Origin of the sequence: Roseibium sp. MMSF_3412 (assembly GCF_030733265.1) — a bacterium.
In the GTDB taxonomy this organism is placed as follows: Bacteria; Pseudomonadota; Alphaproteobacteria; order Rhizobiales; family Stappiaceae; genus Roseibium.
In genome coordinates, this window is sequence record NZ_JASHJI010000010.1 from 1 (window position 1) to 16,345 (window position 16,345).

At 60.2% G+C, this 16,345-nt stretch carries 14 protein-coding genes and 1 pseudogene; 6 read left to right on the forward strand and 9 right to left on the reverse strand.

Annotated features, from left to right (window positions below; all coding sequences use genetic code 11):
* The 5 genes and pseudogenes from RBB49_RS17435 to iolB form a co-directional block, all read left to right on the forward strand.
* Positions 1-162 (forward strand): annotated as a pseudogene (locus tag RBB49_RS17435) (sugar ABC transporter ATP-binding protein); the annotation flags it as partial.
* A gap of 74 nt (positions 163-236) precedes the next feature.
* Entirely contained in the window at positions 237-2,183 is a 1,947-nt protein-coding gene (gene iolC, locus RBB49_RS17440) for a 5-dehydro-2-deoxygluconokinase (protein ID WP_306144135.1), read from the forward strand.
* Complete coding sequence (iolD, locus tag RBB49_RS17445; protein WP_306144136.1) at positions 2,180-4,021, forward strand: 3D-(3,5/4)-trihydroxycyclohexane-1,2-dione acylhydrolase (decyclizing); 1,842 nt, start codon at positions 2,180-2,182, stop codon at positions 4,019-4,021. The genes iolC and iolD overlap by 4 nt, the downstream gene beginning before the upstream one ends.
* Positions 4,022-4,221: 200 nt before the next feature.
* Positions 4,222-5,118 carry a myo-inosose-2 dehydratase gene (iolE, locus tag RBB49_RS17450; protein ID WP_306144137.1) on the forward strand — a complete coding sequence of 299 codons (897 nt, stop codon included), beginning with the start codon at positions 4,222-4,224 and terminating at the stop codon, positions 5,116-5,118.
* The gene (gene iolB / locus RBB49_RS17455) at positions 5,115-5,933 is read left to right on the forward strand and encodes a 5-deoxy-glucuronate isomerase (RefSeq protein ID WP_306144139.1); all 819 of its coding nucleotides are present in this window, start codon (positions 5,115-5,117) and stop codon (positions 5,931-5,933) included. The genes iolE and iolB overlap by 4 nt, the downstream gene beginning before the upstream one ends.
* 120 nt (positions 5,934-6,053) lie before the next feature.
* Here iolB and RBB49_RS17460 read toward each other — a convergent pair whose 3' ends face one another.
* Positions 6,054-7,595: a sodium:alanine symporter family protein gene (locus tag RBB49_RS17460; protein WP_306144140.1), complete on the reverse strand. Its 1,542-nt coding sequence runs from the start codon at positions 7,593-7,595 to the stop codon at positions 6,054-6,056.
* Positions 7,596-7,616: 21 nt separating this feature from the next.
* The gene (locus RBB49_RS17465) at positions 7,617-8,051 is read right to left on the reverse strand and encodes a universal stress protein (RefSeq protein WP_306144141.1); all 435 of its coding nucleotides are present in this window, start codon (positions 8,049-8,051) and stop codon (positions 7,617-7,619) included.
* Positions 8,052-8,192: 141 nt separating this feature from the next.
* Between RBB49_RS17465 and RBB49_RS17470 the strand changes: the two genes are divergently transcribed.
* A complete protein-coding gene (locus RBB49_RS17470) occupies positions 8,193-8,684 on the forward strand; it encodes an Lrp/AsnC family transcriptional regulator (protein WP_306144142.1) in 492 nt (163 codons plus the stop codon).
* A 7-nt stretch (positions 8,685-8,691) separates the two neighbouring features.
* Here RBB49_RS17470 and RBB49_RS17475 read toward each other — a convergent pair whose 3' ends face one another.
* The 7 genes from RBB49_RS17475 to RBB49_RS17505 form a co-directional block, all read right to left on the reverse strand.
* Entirely contained in the window at positions 8,692-9,600 is a 909-nt protein-coding gene (locus RBB49_RS17475; protein ID WP_306144143.1) for a sugar kinase, read from the reverse strand.
* Positions 9,601-9,822: 222 nt separating this feature from the next.
* Positions 9,823-10,644 carry a carbohydrate ABC transporter permease gene (locus tag RBB49_RS17480; RefSeq protein ID WP_306144144.1) on the reverse strand — a complete coding sequence of 274 codons (822 nt, stop codon included), beginning with the start codon at positions 10,642-10,644 and terminating at the stop codon, positions 9,823-9,825.
* Positions 10,641-11,528 carry a carbohydrate ABC transporter permease gene (locus RBB49_RS17485; RefSeq protein WP_306144145.1) on the reverse strand — a complete coding sequence of 296 codons (888 nt, stop codon included), beginning with the start codon at positions 11,526-11,528 and terminating at the stop codon, positions 10,641-10,643. Before RBB49_RS17485 ends, RBB49_RS17480 begins: the two co-directional genes overlap by 4 nt.
* 81 nt (positions 11,529-11,609) lie before the next feature.
* Positions 11,610-12,893 (reverse strand): ABC transporter substrate-binding protein, encoded by a 1,284-nt coding sequence (locus RBB49_RS17490; protein ID WP_306144146.1) that lies wholly within the window; start codon positions 12,891-12,893, stop codon positions 11,610-11,612.
* Between the two features lie 67 nt (positions 12,894-12,960).
* The gene (locus RBB49_RS17495; protein ID WP_306144147.1) at positions 12,961-14,031 is read right to left on the reverse strand and encodes an ABC transporter ATP-binding protein; all 1,071 of its coding nucleotides are present in this window, start codon (positions 14,029-14,031) and stop codon (positions 12,961-12,963) included.
* Positions 14,031-14,816 carry a DeoR/GlpR family DNA-binding transcription regulator gene (locus tag RBB49_RS17500; protein WP_306144148.1) on the reverse strand — a complete coding sequence of 262 codons (786 nt, stop codon included), beginning with the start codon at positions 14,814-14,816 and terminating at the stop codon, positions 14,031-14,033. The genes RBB49_RS17495 and RBB49_RS17500 overlap by 1 nt, the downstream gene beginning before the upstream one ends.
* Before the next feature lie 426 nt (positions 14,817-15,242).
* Positions 15,243-16,334, reverse strand: a complete 1,092-nt coding sequence (locus RBB49_RS17505) for an ABC transporter ATP-binding protein (RefSeq protein WP_306144149.1) — start codon at positions 16,332-16,334, stop codon at positions 15,243-15,245.
* Positions 16,335-16,345 lie beyond the last annotated feature (11 nt).

Consider the following 16,345-nt stretch of genomic DNA (forward strand, 5'->3'; position numbering starts at 1 on the left):
CGACATGCGCTCGCCGTCGGCGACCGCTTCACCGTCCTCAACCGCGGCAAGACACTCGGAACCGCAAAACGCGGCGAGATAACACCCGAACAGCTCCAGGACCTCATGGCCGGAGGACAGGAAATGGCGCAACTCGAAGGATCCCTCGGAGGTACCGTTTAGGGGACGCCTTCAGTATCCGTTTCGGCACAGGGCCGTGGCACCATCCACGGCCTTTCAAAAAGTGGAAGAGTGACGTGAAAAAGCTCGATGTCATCACCATCGGCCGGTCTTCGGTCGATCTATACGGCGCACAGGTGGGCGGCCGGCTCGAGGACATGTCGTCCTTCAACAAGTATATCGGCGGCTCGCCGACCAACATGGCAACCGGGACCGCGCGTCTCGGATTGAAATCGGCCGTGATTACCCGTGTCGGCGACGAACACATGGGCCGTTTCATCCTGGAGGAGCTTGAGCGCCATGGCGTTGAGACACGCGGCGTTGTCACCGACAGGGAGCGCCTGACCGCGCTTGTTCTGCTGGGCATCCGCGACCAGGAACAGTTTCCGCTCATATTTTACCGCGAGAACTGTGCCGACATGGCGCTCAGCGAAGACGACATCGATCCGGACTTCATTGCCTCCGCGAAGGCCGTCGTGGCGACCGGAACGCACCTGAGCCATCCGCAGACGGAAGCGGCCGTGATCAAGGCACTGACACTTGCCCGCGCAAACGGTGACCGCACCGCGCTGGACATCGATTACCGCCCGAACCTCTGGGGCCTTTCCGGTCACGGCGACGGTGAAAACCGGTTCATCGCGTCGGCAAAGGTCACGGAAAAACTGCAGTCGACCCTGCACCTGTTCGATCTCATCGTCGGCACGGAAGAGGAATTTCACATTGCCGGTGGCACGACCGACACCGTCGAAGCGCTCAGGAATGTGCGCAAGGTGTCCGGTGCGACACTGGTCTGCAAGCGCGGACCGATGGGCGCGTCCGCATTCGAAGGCGAGATACCCGACAGTCTCGATGAGGGCGTCTCCGGTCCGGGTTTCCCGATCGAGGTCTTCAATGTACTGGGCGCAGGCGACGGGTTCATGTCCGGCCTGCTCAAGGGCTGGATCACCGGCGAGGACTGGGTGACCAGTCTCACCTACGCAAACGCCTGCGGTGCCTTTGCCGTCTCCCGGCACGGCTGCACCCCGGCCTATCCGAGCTGGGAAGAACTCCAGTTCTTCCTGAAGCGCGGCGTCGGGACGAAGGCGCTGCGCAAGGATCCCGAGCTGGAACAGATCCACTGGTCGACAAACCGTCACTACATTCACGGCGGCGACTGGTCGACCATGCGCGTGTTTGCGTTCGACCACCGCATCCAGCTTGAGCAGATGGCCGATGAGGCGGGCGTCACGCATGAACACATCGGCTTCTTCAAGAACCTGTGTCTCGACGCGGCCCAGAAAGTGGCCGGTGGCAAACCCGGCTACGGCATCCTCTGCGACAGCCGCCTTGGCCAGGACGCCCTGTTCCGGGCCGCCGGAACCGGTCTCTGGATCGGGCATCCGGTTGAATGGCCCGCCTCGCGCCCGCTGACCCTTGAGCCTGAAATCGGCCCTGACTTCGGCGGCCTCTGCGAATGGCCTGCCGGGCATGTGGTCAAGGTGCTGTGCTTCTGTCACCCCGACGATGACGACCAGATGAGAGCGCAACAGGAAGATGTTCTGAAACGGCTTTTCGCAGCCTGCCGCCGCAATCGCCTGGAACTTCTGCTCGAAGTCATTCCGTCCAAGGTCGGCCCTGTCGATGACGACACCACAGCCCGGATCATCCGGCGCATCTACGAGATCGGCATTTACCCTGACTGGTGGAAGCTGGAACCGATGACCTCGCAGGAAGCCTGGTCGAAAGCCTGTGATGCCATCACGCAAAACGACCCTTACACGCGCGGTATCGTGGTGCTTGGTCTTGATGCTCCGGAAGACAAGCTGGCCGAAAGCTTCGCTCAGGCCGCTCGCTTCCCCCTGGTGAGGGGATTTGCCATCGGGCGCACGATTTTCGGCGACGCGGCGCGCGGCTGGCTGTCCGGAAAGATCAGCAACGAAGCAGCCGTCGAAGACATGTCGAACCGTTTTGCGCGCCTGTGCCGGATCTGGGACAAGGCGCGTGACGAAGCGCAGCTCGGCACCCGGCAGGGAGAACCGGCATGAAGACGATCCGCCTCACGGCCGCCCAGGCGATGGTCCGCTACATTGCGGCCCAGATGAGCGAAGACGGCGAGCGTTTCATCGACGGGATCTGGGCGATCTTCGGCCACGGCAATGTCGCCGGTCTCGGTGAAGCGCTGGAACAGGCGGGCAATCAGTTGCCGACCTGGCGCGGCCAGAACGAGCAGACCATGGCCCATACGGCCATCGCCTATGCCAAGGCCAGGAAGCGCCGCCGCGCCATGGCGGTGACATCTTCCATCGGCCCCGGAGCCACCAACATGGTCACGGCCGCAGCGCTTGCCCATGTGAACCGCCTGCCCGTTCTGCTGATCCCCGGCGATGTCTTTGCCAACCGGGCGCCTGATCCGGTCTTGCAGCAGGTGGAGGATTTTGACGACGGCACCGTGTCGGCCAATGATTGCTTCCGTCCGGTGTCCCGCTATTTCGACCGGATCGCGCGGCCGGAGCAGTTGTTGACCGCGCTGCCGCGCGCCTTTCGTGTCCTGACCGATCCGGCTGCCTGCGGTCCAGTCACCCTGTCCTTCTGCCAGGACACCCAGGCCGAGGCCTTCGACTATCCGGAAAGCTTCTTCGAGCCGAGGATCTGGCGCATCCGCCGCCCTGAACCGGACAGCCGCGATGTCGCCGATGTCGCGGAACTGATCAGGGCCTCTAAGGCACCCGTGCTCGTGTGCGGCGGCGGCGTCGTCTATTCCGAAGCGGAGACAACGCTGTCCGACTTCGCCACCCGCCACGGCATCCCGGTGATCGAGACACAGGCGGGCAAGTCCGCACTTGCCCAGGCGCACCCGATGAATTTCGGTGCCGCCGGTGTCGACGGTGCGGAAAGCGCGAACAGGCTGGCGGAAGCCGCCGATCTCGTGATCGGCATCGGCACGCGCTTTCAGGATTTCACCACCGGGTCATGGGCGCTTTTCAAGAACCCGGGCCGGAAGCTCGTTTCCATCAACGTTCAGGGCTATGACGCGGACAAGCATGGCGCGGTCGGTGTCGTCGGCGACGCAAAGGTCTGCCTGGAGCGGCTGTCGTCAGCGTTGGGAGACCATCAGGGCAACGCCTTCGACCCGCAGTCCCGCCTCGACTGGCTGGCCAAAGTCGATGCCCATTGCAGCGCCAGGACAGACGTTCCGGACGGCTACCTGCCGCTCGACGCCGAGGTGATCGGTGCCGTCCAGCGCACTGCGACGGAAAACACAATCGCCATTTGCGCAGCCGGCACCATGCCCGGCGCGCTGAAGCTTCTGTGGCAGGCACCGCAGGGCGGCTATCACATGGAATACGGCTACTCCTGCATGGGATACGAGATTGCCGGTGCCATGGGCATCAAGCTCGCCCAGCCGGACCGGGACGTGGTCTGCTTTGTCGGCGACGGCTCCTACATGATGGCCAATTCCGAACTGGCGACGGCGGTCATGCGCCGCGTTCCCTTCACGGTGGTCCTGACCGACAATCGCGGCTTCGGCTGCATCAACCGGCTGCAGATGGGCACCGGCGGAGCCCAGTTCAACAATCTCTACCGGACGAGCAACGTCGAGGCCCAGCCGGACATCGACTTCGTTGCCCACGCTGCCGCGATGGGTGCGCATGCGGTCAAGGCAAAGGACATTGCCGGTCTTGAAGCGGAGATCCTGGCGGCACGCGAGCGTGAGATCCCCTCGGTGATCGTGATCGACACCGACCCGATGCACGGTCCCGGCGAGGCCGGCGGCGGGCACTGGTGGGATGTGGCCGTGCCGGAAGTCTCCACGCGGGAACAGGTGATGAGCGCGCGGGAGGGTTATATCACCGCCCTGAAAGATCAGCGGGCAGCGGATTGATATCTGGAAGCAAAGAAAGACAATCAAACCGAAAACCTCATCCTGAGGAGGGCCACAAGGCCCGTCTCGAAGGATAAGTGATAGACGCCTATGCGGAAGATGCATCCTTCGAGACAGCGCTGTCGCGCTTCCTCAGGATGAGGTTCCCGGTCAAAAGCCAAACCAAAGAACGTTGCAAGGAACGTTACAGGACAAATGCCATGATCCTATTCGGCGCAAATCCCATAGCCTGGGCCAATGACGACGACCAGACGCTCGGAGCCCATATTCCGACGGAACAGATCCTGTCCGAGGCATCGGAAATCGGCTTTGACGGCATCGAGAACGGCCACCGCTGGCCGCACGATCCGGAAGAGTTGAAACAGCTGCTCGGAAGTCATGGATTGAAATTCATTTCCGGCTGGTACTCGCTCAACCTGCTGGCACAGACGGTCGAGGACGAGAAGAAGGTGATCCAGCCGCATCTCGACAAGCTGAAGCACAATGGCTGCAAGGTCTGCATTGCCTGCGAGACGTCCAACACCATCCAGGGATCCGATGTCGACATCTCGACCAGCCCGGTGTTGACCAGCGAGGAGATGAGGGCTTTCGGCGCAAAGGTGGAGGAACTCGCCGCCTTCTGTGCGGCCCAGGGCATAGATCTCGTCTACCACCATCATATGGGCACTGTCGTTGAAACCCTTGCCGAAATCGACGCCTTCATGGCGGCAACGGGACCGGCGACAAAGCTTCTGTTTGATGCCGGGCACTGTTACTTCGGCACGTGGGGGGAAGACCCGGCCCCGGTCTTGCAGAAATACATCGACCGGCTCGGCCATTTTCACGCCAAGAACGTGCGGCCGGCCGTCATGAACGATATTCGCGACAAAAAGAAATCCTTCATGGATGGTGTCAGGGCCGGTGTCTTTACGGTTCCTGGCGACGAGGAGGGCGGCATCGATTTCGCGCCCCTTCTTCAGATCCTGAAAGAGGCGGACTACAAGGGTTGGATCGTGATCGAGGCGGAACAGGACCCGGACGTCCACAATCCGTTCAAGTATCAGAGCATGGGGCTGAAAACGCTCAAGGCTATTGCAAGCGAGTTGGAATTGAGATGAGCGATCTTCTGCGCAAACCGTCGGGCTCCTCCGGCAAGGTTCACGACATCACCATCGAGAGCGCCAAAGGGCCTAAGTCCCAAGGCTGGGGATATGTCGGCTTCGGTCTTTACCGGCTGCGCGCCGGAGAAAGCGTATCGGAGAAGACCGTCAGCCTGGAAGTCATCCTGGTGATGGTCGAGGGCAAGGCGTCGATCTCCGCCGGCGGAAAGGACTTCGGTGAGCAGGGCGAACGCATGAACGTGTTCGAGCAACTGCCGCCGCACAGCGTCTATGTGCCGAATGGCACGGACTGGACCGCAACGGCGACGACTGACTGCACCATCGGTGTCTGTACCGCCCCCGGCAAGGGTGGACACGAGGCGCGCGTGTTGCCGGTTCCGGAAAAGGTCACCCGTGGCAAGGGCGCCAACACCCGTTACATCTTCCCGATCGCCATGGAAGAGAGCGACGTTGCCGACAGCCTCCTGGTGACGGAAGTGTTCACGCCCCAGGGGAACTGGTCATCCTATCCGCCACACCGGCATGACGAGGACAATTTTCCGGACATGACCTATCTGGAAGAGACCTACTATCACCGTCTCAATCCGGATCAGGGCTACGGTCACCAGCGCGTCTTCACCGAGGACGGGGCCCTCGACGAGACCATCTCCATGAACAGCCACGACGTGGTTCTTGTTCCGAAAGGGCACCACCCCTGCGGCGCGCCGTATGGCTACGAAATGTACTATCTCAATGTCATGGCCGGTCCCATGCGCAAATGGCGCTTCAAGAATCACCCGGACCATGACTGGATCGCGCAGCGCGACGCGTGAACGATTATGCAATTGCGGTCCTTTGGCCGGAACGAAGACGGGCCGGCCCGAAGATCGGGCCGGCCCGGTGCCTTGTCGGCTGGCAAGCCGCTCAGGCAAGGCCTGAGCGGCGCTGTGAAATCAGGTGAACTTCTTGATTTCGTTGCTCTTCAGCCGCGTCAGGTAGCTATTCAGCTCCCGCTTGACGATCGGCATCAAGGCATAAAGCGCCACGATGTTGACGACCGCCATGGCGAAGATCGCCGCATCGGAGAAGTCGATGACCGGGCCGAGGCTCGCAGCCGCGCCGATGACGACGAAGATGCAGAAGATGACCTTGAAGACCAGTTCCTTGGTCTTGCCCTCGCCGAACAGGAAGGTCCAGGCCTTCAACCCGTAATAGGACCAGCTGATCATGGTGGAGAAGGCGAACAGCACCACGGCAACGGCCAGCACGTACTGGAACCATCCGAACGCCGACGAGAAGGCGGCAGACGTCAGAGCGACACCCGAATTTCCGTCAACGGTCTGGATTGCGGAACCTGCTTCGTTGAGCACGTAGAGACCGGTTTCCGGATCGGAGACCAGCTGCCCCGTGATGATGATGACCAGCGCGGTCATGGTGCAGATCACGACGGTATCGATGAACGGCTCCAGAAGCGACACGAACCCTTCCGTGATCGGTTCCTTTGTCCGAACCGCCGAGTGCGCGATCGCGGCTGAGCCGACACCTGCCTCGTTGGAAAATGCCGCCCGCTTGAAGCCCTGGATGAGTGCACCGACAAAGCCGCCCGCAACACCGAGACCGGTGAAGGCACCTTCAAAGATCTGCCCGAAAGCCCAACCGATCTTGTCCGCATTCATCAGCAGGATGACAAGCGCCGTCAGAACGTAGAGCACGCCCATGAACGGCACGACCTTTTCCGTGACCGAAGCAATCGACTTGAGGCCGCCGACGATGACCGCAAAGACGATGGCGGCAAAGATGAGACCGGTGATCCAGCCCGGATAGTCTCCGACAACGTTGGCGATCTGCGCATGCGCCTGGTTGGCCTGGAACATGTTGCCGCCGCCGAATGCACCCAGGATACAGAAGATCGCGAACATCACGGCAAGGATCTTGCCCGCCGGCAGCCCGCGCTCCTCGAAACCCTTGGTCATGTAGTACATCGGTCCGCCGGAAACCGTGCCGTCAGGAAATTCGTTCCGGTACTTCACGCCGAGGGTACACTCGGTGAACTTGGAGGCCATGCCCATGAGCCCGGCAAGGATCATCCAGAAGGTCGCGCCCGGACCGCCGATGCCCACGGCAACCGCCACACCGGCAATGTTGCCGAGACCGACTGTGCCTGAAAGGGCCGTCGCCAGCGCCTGGAAATGGCTGACCTCACCAGCGTCTTCCGGGTCCGAATAGTCCCCGCGCACCAGCGCGATCGAATGTGGAAACGCACGGAACTGGATAAATCCGAAGTAGATCGTGAAGACGGTTGCCGCGATCACCAGCCAGCCGACGATCCATGGGAACGACGTTCCGGGAAACGGGCTGAAGATGAAGCTGACGAACCAGCCGGTTGAATTGGCGAACAGCGTGTTGACCTGTTCGTCGATTGATTGCGCCATCGCCGGCAGTGTGCAGGCAAGGACAATGGATGCGGCAAGAGCCGCCGCGAAGGATTTTTTCATTTTTCTGAGCCCCTGGAAGTCTTATGGAACGATGGTCACCGGCACGGGTGCCGCTTGCGCCAGGCTGCCCGCGACGGATCCGAAGACCCGGGTGGAAAGCTGCGAATGCCCCGTCCGGCCGATCACGATCTGCTCGACACCGTCCGCGTCGGCAATCTTGATCAGCGTTTCGGCAATGTGCCCGTAACGAAGTTCGGATGTCGCTTCCACGCCGTCCTTTGAGAGCTTCTGCATCACGGGATCGAGCACGGCCTTGTGCGCACGTTCCAGTTCCTCGGTCCTGCGCGCGTGCCGTTCTTCAATTTCGTTGGGCGTCAGGAATGTGTAGGGCGACCATTCAAGTATATGTGCAATCACAAGCCCCGCTTGACTGGCCTTTGCCAAGTTAACAGCGAAATCGACCGCGTTGTCCGATGCGCTGCTGCCGTCGTAGCCGACGACTATTTTCTTGTTCATTTAGGTTCCCCTTTTCAACGGCCCCATGCCGTAGAGGAAACGATATCCCACGTTGCAAAGGAAAGGTTCTCATTTTTCAATTGAATTCAGAAATTTTCTCAATAATTATCGAAATATCGCAAATTTTTCGGAATTCTTACGATGGATCGGCTTGATCAGAAAATACTTTCGATTTTGCAGAAAAACAGCCGCATTTCGATGGCGCGATTGTCCGAGCAGGTTGGACTGTCCCTGTCGGCATGCCACCGGCGGGTCAAACTTCTGGAATCGAGCGGGATTATCGAGGCCTATACGGTCCGGCTGGACCGGGCGTCGCTGAACCTGGAAATGCAGGTCTTCATCGAGGTGAAACTGACCAGTCCGCGCAGGGAGGACGCGCTGGCATTCGAGGACGAAATCGCGCGCATGCCGGAAGTCCTGGAATGCCACCTGATTTCGGGCGAATTCGACTATCTGATCAGGCTGATGACAAAGAACACGGCGGCGTACGAGAAACTCTACAGAGGCAGACTTTCACAGATCCCGTCCGTGGCACAAATGAAGACCCTGCTCAGCCTCAGCACGGTCAAGGAATTCGAGGGTCTCAATCTGGATGAGTCCACGGTGACCGCGCCGGACGCCCACACGGTTTGATCTCCGCTCAGGCGGGCTCGAAGCAGTCCACCAGGGCGCCACGGTGCTGGATCACCGTTCCGGCAAGCCGTGCGCCTGCATCAACGCTGGCTGCGATCTTGCCGCTGACCAGGAACTCGGCAAGGAATGCCGCGTTGAAACTGTCTCCGGCAGCGGTTGTATCGACAATGTTCGCGACGGGCTTGGGCTGGAAGGCCTCCCGGCTTTCACCGGACGCACAGATGACTTCTTCCGGCCCGTTCTTCACCACGACCATGTTTGCTCCCGCGGCCAGGTAGCGGTCGGCACTCACTTCTGCCGTCGGATCTCCGAAATGCGCCAGTTCGTCTTCAAAGGACGGCATGACGAGGTCGCACAGACCGGCCGCCTCCGTGACACAGGCGCGCATGATGTCTTCCGATTCCCACAGGCGCGGACGCAAATTCGGGTCAAATGCCGTTTTCGCTCCCCGCGCGCGGGCCGCTTTCAACGCGCTGAAAAAGGTGTCCCGGTCCCGCTCCGGCAGGATTGCCAGCGTGATGCCACTGAAATAGATCAGGGCGGCCTCGGCAACGGCTTTTTGCAGATGGTCGATGTCCGCAGCAAGCTGGCGCGCGGCGGCCTGGGAGCGCCAATAGGCGAAGCTGCGCTCACCATCCTTGAGTTGGATCATGTAAAGTCCGACGGTCCTGTCGTCGAGCCGCCGAACCGTATCGACGGCAATGCCGGACTGTTTGAGGAAATCCAGCATCTGGTCCGAAACCTGGTCGCGGCCAACCGCTGTGCAGTAGCCGACCTTCCAGTCTGAAGGCAGGCACTTGCGGGCGTACCAGGCCGTATTCAGCGTGTCGCCGGCAAATCCCATGGCAAACGTGCCTTGAGCGGTCGGAGCCATCTCGACCATGCACTCGCCAACGGCCAGAAAAGTTTTGGACACAGGTTTCCTCCCGGGGGAATCGCAGCAGACAACTTTGCAAAAAGCCGCTGATTTCTGCAATTTAAATCCATTTAAATTCGCATTAAGTTAATAGCATGAATGTCGCGCCCGTCAATCATCCTATCGACTGAGACCGGCAGCGGGCAGATGATACCTACCGCTTTCAAAACCCGCTTCCGCGCGAAAATTTCCGAAGATCCGGCCGATTGCCGCCAGGAATTTTTATTTGATGCCGGCGCGCATGAAGCTCTGGACAAACTGCCGCTGGAACAGAAGAAACGCGATCAGAAGCGGACCCGAGGTCATCAGGGTCGCCGCGTTGATCACGGACCATTCGATGCCGCTGTCAATGGCCGAAAAGATGCTCAGGCCAACCGTGACCGGCCGCGTCTCCACCGAATTGGTCACGATCAGCGGCCACAGGAAATTGTTCCAGTGGTGGCTGACCGACACCAGGCCATAGGCGAGATAGGTCGGTTTGGCGAGCGGGATATAGACCTTCCAAAGAACACCGAGAACGGAAGCCCCTTCGATGCGAGCCGCCTCGTCCAGCTCTTTCGGGATGGTCATGAAAGTCTGGCGCAGCAGGAAGATGCCGAAACCCGAGGCGATATAGGGCAAGGCAATGGCCGGAATCGTGTCGACGAGATCGAGGAGCCGCATGGTCTTGTAGTTCTCAACCATCAGAATATCCGGCATCACCAGCAGTTGAAGCAGCACCAGTGCGAACAGGATGTTGCGCCCGGGAAACTCGAACCGGGCAAAGGCAAAGGCCGCCAGGGTGCAAAGGAAGAACTGCCCCGCCAGGATCATCGTCACCAGAATGAACGTGTTCAGAAAATAGCGGGCAAAGGGAGCCGCATCCCAGGCCTTTGCAAAATTTTCCAGCGTCAGCGGCGCGAAGAGCTCAAACCTCGCCTCGTAGGCGGCCGGGTGAAACGCGGTCCAGACCGCATAGGCAAGCGGCAGGACCCAGAGCAGCGCCAGAGCCCAGGCGGCAATGGTGTTGAGCGAGCGGTCGAACAGGTCGGAAGAGCCGGTCATTTGTAATGCACCTTCCGGTCGAAGAAGAAGAACTGTCCGATCGCAAGCAGGGACAGCAGGGCAAGCAGGGCGACCGTCAGCGTCGCGCCATAGGCCGTTTCCCAGAACCGGAAAGCGACTTCGTAGATGTAAAAGAGCAGAAGCGCGGAGGCGTTGTCAGGGCCCCCGTCCGTCAGGATGAAGATATGATCCACCAGGCGGAAGGAATTGATCACCGCATTGACGCAGACAAACAGGGTTGTCGGCATCAGCAGCGGAAAGGTGATGCGCCAGAAGATCGTCCAGCGCCCTGCCCCTTCAATCTGCGCCGCCTCCTTCAGCGAGACGGGAATTGCCTGCAGGGCCGCGAGGTAGAAGATCATGAAGAACCCGGCTTCCTTCCAGACGGTCACCACGATGATCGCGTTGAGCGCGGTTTCGGGATTGCCGAGATAGTTGCTGGCTGGCCATCCGAACAGGAACCCCGTGATCTGGTCGAACAGTCCGAACCCGGGCGTATAGAAAAACAGCCAGATATTGGCGACGGCGATCAGCGGCAGGACGGTGGGGGTGAAATAGGCCATGCGCACGAAACTGCGTCCGGCCAGTTTGTCATTGACCCATAGCGCCATGACAATCGCCAGCGCGACGGAAGCCGGGATCGTGCCAAGGGCGAACCAGAGATTGTTCCACAGCACTTTCCAGAACACCGGGTCGTTGATCATGCGGTCGTAGTTGTCGAGGCCGATGAATTTCGCCGACCTGCGGCCGCGCGGAGTTGAAAAGAAACTGTTGATCAGGGTCGTGACGGCGGGAATGTGGGTGAAGGCAAACAGAAACACCAGCGCCGGCAGCAGCAGCAGCCATCCGTGGATCCAGTCCCGCTTCAGTTTCAAGTCCCGCATCGTCGTCTCATTCCGAACGTTGAATTCAGTCAACGAAATGCGGAGCGCCTACGTGGGGTGGCGCTCCGCCTTGACATGTTCCTAGCGATACTCGGCCAGGATCTTGTCAGCCTGTTCCTGCGCTTCCTTCAGCGCGGTGGCAGGGTCTTTCTGTCCGGTGATCGCGGACGCCAGGGCGTCGTTGAAGAGGCCGGTGATGCGCTGGTTCTGGAAGGTGGACAGTTCCGCCTTCGCAAACTCCAGCTGGTCGCGGGCGACCAGGGCCGGAGCGAAGTCGGCCGTGTAGGCCTTCATCGTTTCCGTGTCCCAGGTCTCTGCACGCGGAGCGACATAGCCGGTTGCGATGGTCCACTTCGCGGCCTGTTCCGGAGCGGTGATCCACTTCACGAATTCGACCGCCGCCTTGGACTGCTCATCGGAAGCACCCTTGAACAGGTAGAAGTTGCCGCCGCCGGTCGGGGCCCCGCGGGTTTCCTTGGCCGGAAGCATGGCAACACCGAAATCGAACGGTGCGTTGTTGCGCACGTTTGTCAGGTTGCCGGTGGAGGTCCACATCATGGCCGTCTGACCCTCGAAGAACGCTTTCGGTGTCGCGCCCCATTCGATGATGCCGGGGGCCATGACCTCGTCCTTGGTGCTCAGGTCGACCAGATACTGCAGCGCTTCGACAACTTTCGGGTCGTCGAAATTGGTCTTGTTGCCGTCGGCATTGGCAAGGATCGCACCATTCTGGATGGCCAGACCCTGGAACAGCCAGTACGGAAAACCGGATGAGGGAATGCGCACGCCCCACTGGGTGACATTGCCGCTGGCGTCCTTCTTGGTCAGCTTCTTGCCGAAGTCGACCATTTCGTCCCAGGTTTCAGGCGCGACATCCGGATCGAGACCGGCTTCCTTGAAAGCTTCCTTGTTCCAGTAAAGCACCGGCGTGGAGCGCTGGAACGGAATGCCGTAGGTCTTGCCGCCGGTCTGGCTGTTTTCCATGAATGCCGGGTAGAAGCCCTCGATCCATTTCTTGTCTTCATCGCCCGAAAGATAGTCGTCGAACGGTACGATCAGGTCTTCGTCGATCAGCGTGAACATGTCGACGGACAGGATCACCGAGAGCTGGGGCGGGTTGCCGCCGCGCGATGCGGTAATGGCCTTGGCCACCGTGTCCTGGTAGGAACCGGCGTAGACAGCATCGATGTTCACATCCGGGTTCTGAGCGACATATTCATTCGTCAGCTCCTGGATGGTTTCAGCGGCCGTGCCACCGACGGCGACCGGGAAATAAAATTGCAGGTCAACGGCCTGAGCGGACGCCCAGGTGCTGAACGTAAGAGCCGTTGCCGCAACGGCTTTCAGGAAAGTGGACTTCAACATCTCAATACTTCCTAAGGTTTGAACATCCGCAACATTGCGGCTGATCTACGCAGGCGCGCGCAGTCGGTCAGGAACGCAACAGCGTTCCGAATTCGGTCACAAGGTCGTCCCGTCGCCGGCCCGTATCGGCGTCGAAAACGTGAAGGGCATCGGGTTCGAATCCCAGCTGGATCGATTGCCCCGGAGCTACGGCGCGGTTTGTCGGCAACCGGACCTGAAAGGAGGTCTCCGCAACGACGCAATCGGCCAGAATGTCCGCACCCAGATACTCGACGGCCCGGATGTCCGCCGTTACGGGCCCGTCTTCGGCGAGATGCATCGCTTCGGGCCTAATGCCGAGCTGGAAATCCGGTGCAGTCGACAGTTTCTTGAACGCATTGGCCGGAAAAAGGTTCATCGGCGGTGTTCCGATGAATTTCGCGGCGAAGGGGCTGGCCGGTTTCTCGTAGAGCTCGCGCGGCTCCGCTGCCTGTTCCAGCTGCCCCTCGTTCAGGAGCACGACCTGGTCGGCCATGGTGATCGCTTCCACCTGGTCGTGCGTGACATACACCATGGTAAAGCCGAGCTGCTGCTGCAGGGACCGGATCTCCAGGCGCATCTCGTGCCTGAGCTTGGCGTCGAGGTTGGACAGCGGCTCATCCATGAGGCAGATCGGTTTCTCGCCGATGATCGCGCGGCCCAGCGCAACACGCTGCTGCTGTCCGCCCGAAAGCTGACCCGGCTTGCGCTCGAGCAGCAGCGACAGACCCAGAAGATCGGCAACCCGCTTCAGGCGTTCATCGCGCTCTGCGCGGCTCACGCGCCGAACCTTCAGTCCGAAGATGATGTTTTCGGCAACGCTCAGATGGGGAAACAGCGCGTAGGACTGAAACACCATGGAAAGATCGCGCTTGGACGACGGCTTCCCGGTGACGTCGTCACCGCCGATCAGGATGCGGCCCGCACTGACGCTTTCCAGCCCCGCGATCATGCGCAGCGTGGTTGACTTGCCGCATCCGGAGGGGCCAAGCAACGCTGTGAACGATCCGGCCGGCACCTCGATGGACAGATTGTCGACGGCCACCGTCTCTCCCCAGGACCGCGACACACTTTCAAGCGTGATCGGCTTGCCGGAAATCTCAAGCGCAGGTTTCGCCATCACGCCGCGCCCTCCTGGTCCGCTACGAAAACGTCCGTGTTGGTGCCCTTGAGGCTTTCAAGGAATACAGCGGGAATCGGGCGGTCGCAGAAAACGGCGTCGACATCCTTGAGATGCCCGCCCCGGACATGCGCAGTGCGCCCGAACTTGCTGTGATCCAGGACCAGACAGGACTGGCGGCAGTTCTTCAAGATGGATTGCCGTGCCGCGACTTCGTCTTCATGAAAGTCGAGCAGGGTCCCGTCCTCGTCGACGCCGGCAACACCGAAGACACCGATATCCACCTTGTAGTTTGAAAAGAAGTCCTGCGCCGCAGAGCCCAGAATATCGCGGTCGCCATGCCTGAGCCGGCCACCTGCGATCGTCACCTGGAACGATGGGTTGCTGGACGCGGTAAAGGCGACATTCAGATTGTTTGTGAAGATCGCCAGTTTCTCGTGACCCGCCAATGCCTGCATCACGATCTCCGGTGTCGTCCCGATGGAAAAGGCCAGCGACTGATGGTTCTTGATCCGGTCCGCTACCAGTCTCGCGATCTGCTGTTTTTCGCGCAGGTTGAGGATCTGACGGGTCGAGTAGTGAATGTTGGAGGCAGGCGCCGGAGGTTCGACGCCCCCATGGGTCCGGCGCAGCATGCCAAGTTCACACAGCCCGTTGACGTCCCGCCGTATGGTCTGCGTCGTCACGTCAAAACGCTCGGCAAGGTCCTCGACGGACGCGAACCCGGTCTTCTGCACGAGATCGGTGATCTCGGCCTGGCGTTTGGAAATTTCTATTTGGCCCAAGGTGCGCATCTGTGTCTGTGCCCATTGCCCAAACCAGCCGGAACCGGCGTGGTTTTGTTAGATGTCACTTGAACGGCAGCGAGGCAAACCGCTCTTGAAACACCATACACCATTTTCATATGAACATAGTTCGACGTTCATATGAAAATGATATGACAAAAACGATCAGATGTGAAAATCGCGCAAGACTGGCGGAAAACGGCGCTTGCTGACAGGACAGGCAAGCAACGCTGGGCGTCAGTCCCGCGTCATCAGACCAAGGTTTGGTAACAATAGGCCGCCTGAAGGCTGCTCTGGCAACCTGCGGATCATTGAAAGACGGATGCGAGGGCAGACGGGGCAGCTCTCCCCAACCCCTATCCCGTTTTTCAGGTGCGGACACAATGCGCGTGGCACCGGAAATAGGCGGCAGCCGGTGCGCCCGGATTACCGGTAAAGGAACGATCTGCCTTCGCTGTCGAACAGATGCAGCTTTTCCGGAACCGCCGTGAGGCGGATCGTCGTGCCCTTGTCGATCTTGTGAATGCCCGGCAGCTTGGCAATGAGCGCTTCGCCGCCGTTCTGCGACTTGAAGTAAAGCACCGTCGTTTCTCCGAGCGCTTCCACGATCTCGACTTCAGCCGACACGAGATAGTCGTCGCTGTCGGTGACCGTGAGATCCTCGGGACGCACGCCGAGCTTGACGGCATCGGCGATATCGCCGTCGCGCGAGGCAATCGGCACATCGGCGTGCCCGCCATCGGCCATTTTCACCGAGGTCACGTTACCCGTTGCCGTCACTTCCGCCGTGATCAGGTTCATGGCGGGTGACCCGATGAACTGCGCAACGAAGGTGTTGGCGGGACGTTCATAAAGGTCCAGGGGAGCCCCGAACTGTTCGACATTGCCGCCGTGCAGCACCACGATCCGGCTTGCCAGCGTCATCGCTTCCACCTGGTCGTGGGTGACGTAGATCATCGTGCTTTCCGGCATGCTCTCCTTGAGCTGCGCAATCTCGATCCGTGTGGCCACCCTGAGCGCTGCATCCAGGTTGGAAAGCGGTTCATCGAACAGGAACACCTTGGGATCACGCACGATGGACCGGCCGATGGCGACGCGCTGGCGCTGCCCGCCTGAAAGCGCTTTCGGCAGACGGTCGAGATACTGCGTCAGCTGAAGCGTTTCGGCTGCGCTCTTGACGGCCGTGTCGATCTCTTCCTTCGACTTGTGCGCCAGTCTGAGGGCGAAGGCCATGTTGTCGTAGACCGTCATATGCGGATAGAGCGCATAGGACTGGAACACCATCGCAATGCCGCGCTGCGCGGGCGGCACATCATTGACCACGACATCATCGATCTCGAGCGTTCCACCCGTGATCTTTTCCAGCCCGGCGATCATGCGCAGCAGCGTGGATTTCCCGCAGCCGGACGGACCAACGAAGACGATCAGTTCGCCCTGCTCGATTTCGAGGTCGATGTTCCGCAGCACCTCGACTTCGCCATATGATTTGCTGACATCTTTCAAGGACAAGGAGGTCATGCCGGCTGCTC

Bases quoted from the DNA above. Each gene is read 5' to 3' on its own strand.
- iolE (WP_306144137.1), top strand. From the start codon at position 4,222: ATGATCCTATTCGGCGCAAATCCCATAGCCTGGGCCAATGACGACGAC.
- RBB49_RS17460 (WP_306144140.1), bottom strand. From the start codon at position 7,595: ATGAAAAAATCCTTCGCGGCGGCTCTTGCCGCATCCATTGTCCTTGCC.
- RBB49_RS17470 (WP_306144142.1), top strand. From the start codon at position 8,193: ATGGATCGGCTTGATCAGAAAATACTTTCGATTTTGCAGAAAAACAGC.
- iolB (WP_306144139.1), top strand. From the start codon at position 5,115: ATGAGCGATCTTCTGCGCAAACCGTCGGGCTCCTCCGGCAAGGTTCAC.
- RBB49_RS17485 (WP_306144145.1), bottom strand. From the start codon at position 11,528: ATGCGGGACTTGAAACTGAAGCGGGACTGGATCCACGGATGGCTGCTG.
- RBB49_RS17465 (WP_306144141.1), bottom strand. From the start codon at position 8,051: ATGAACAAGAAAATAGTCGTCGGCTACGACGGCAGCAGCGCATCGGAC.
- RBB49_RS17480 (WP_306144144.1), bottom strand. From the start codon at position 10,644: ATGACCGGCTCTTCCGACCTGTTCGACCGCTCGCTCAACACCATTGCC.
- RBB49_RS17495 (WP_306144147.1), bottom strand. From the start codon at position 14,031: ATGGCGAAACCTGCGCTTGAGATTTCCGGCAAGCCGATCACGCTTGAA.
- RBB49_RS17505 (WP_306144149.1), bottom strand. From the start codon at position 16,334: ATGACCTCCTTGTCCTTGAAAGATGTCAGCAAATCATATGGCGAAGTC.
- RBB49_RS17490 (WP_306144146.1), bottom strand. From the start codon at position 12,893: ATGTTGAAGTCCACTTTCCTGAAAGCCGTTGCGGCAACGGCTCTTACG.
- iolD (WP_306144136.1), top strand. From the start codon at position 2,180: ATGAAGACGATCCGCCTCACGGCCGCCCAGGCGATGGTCCGCTACATT.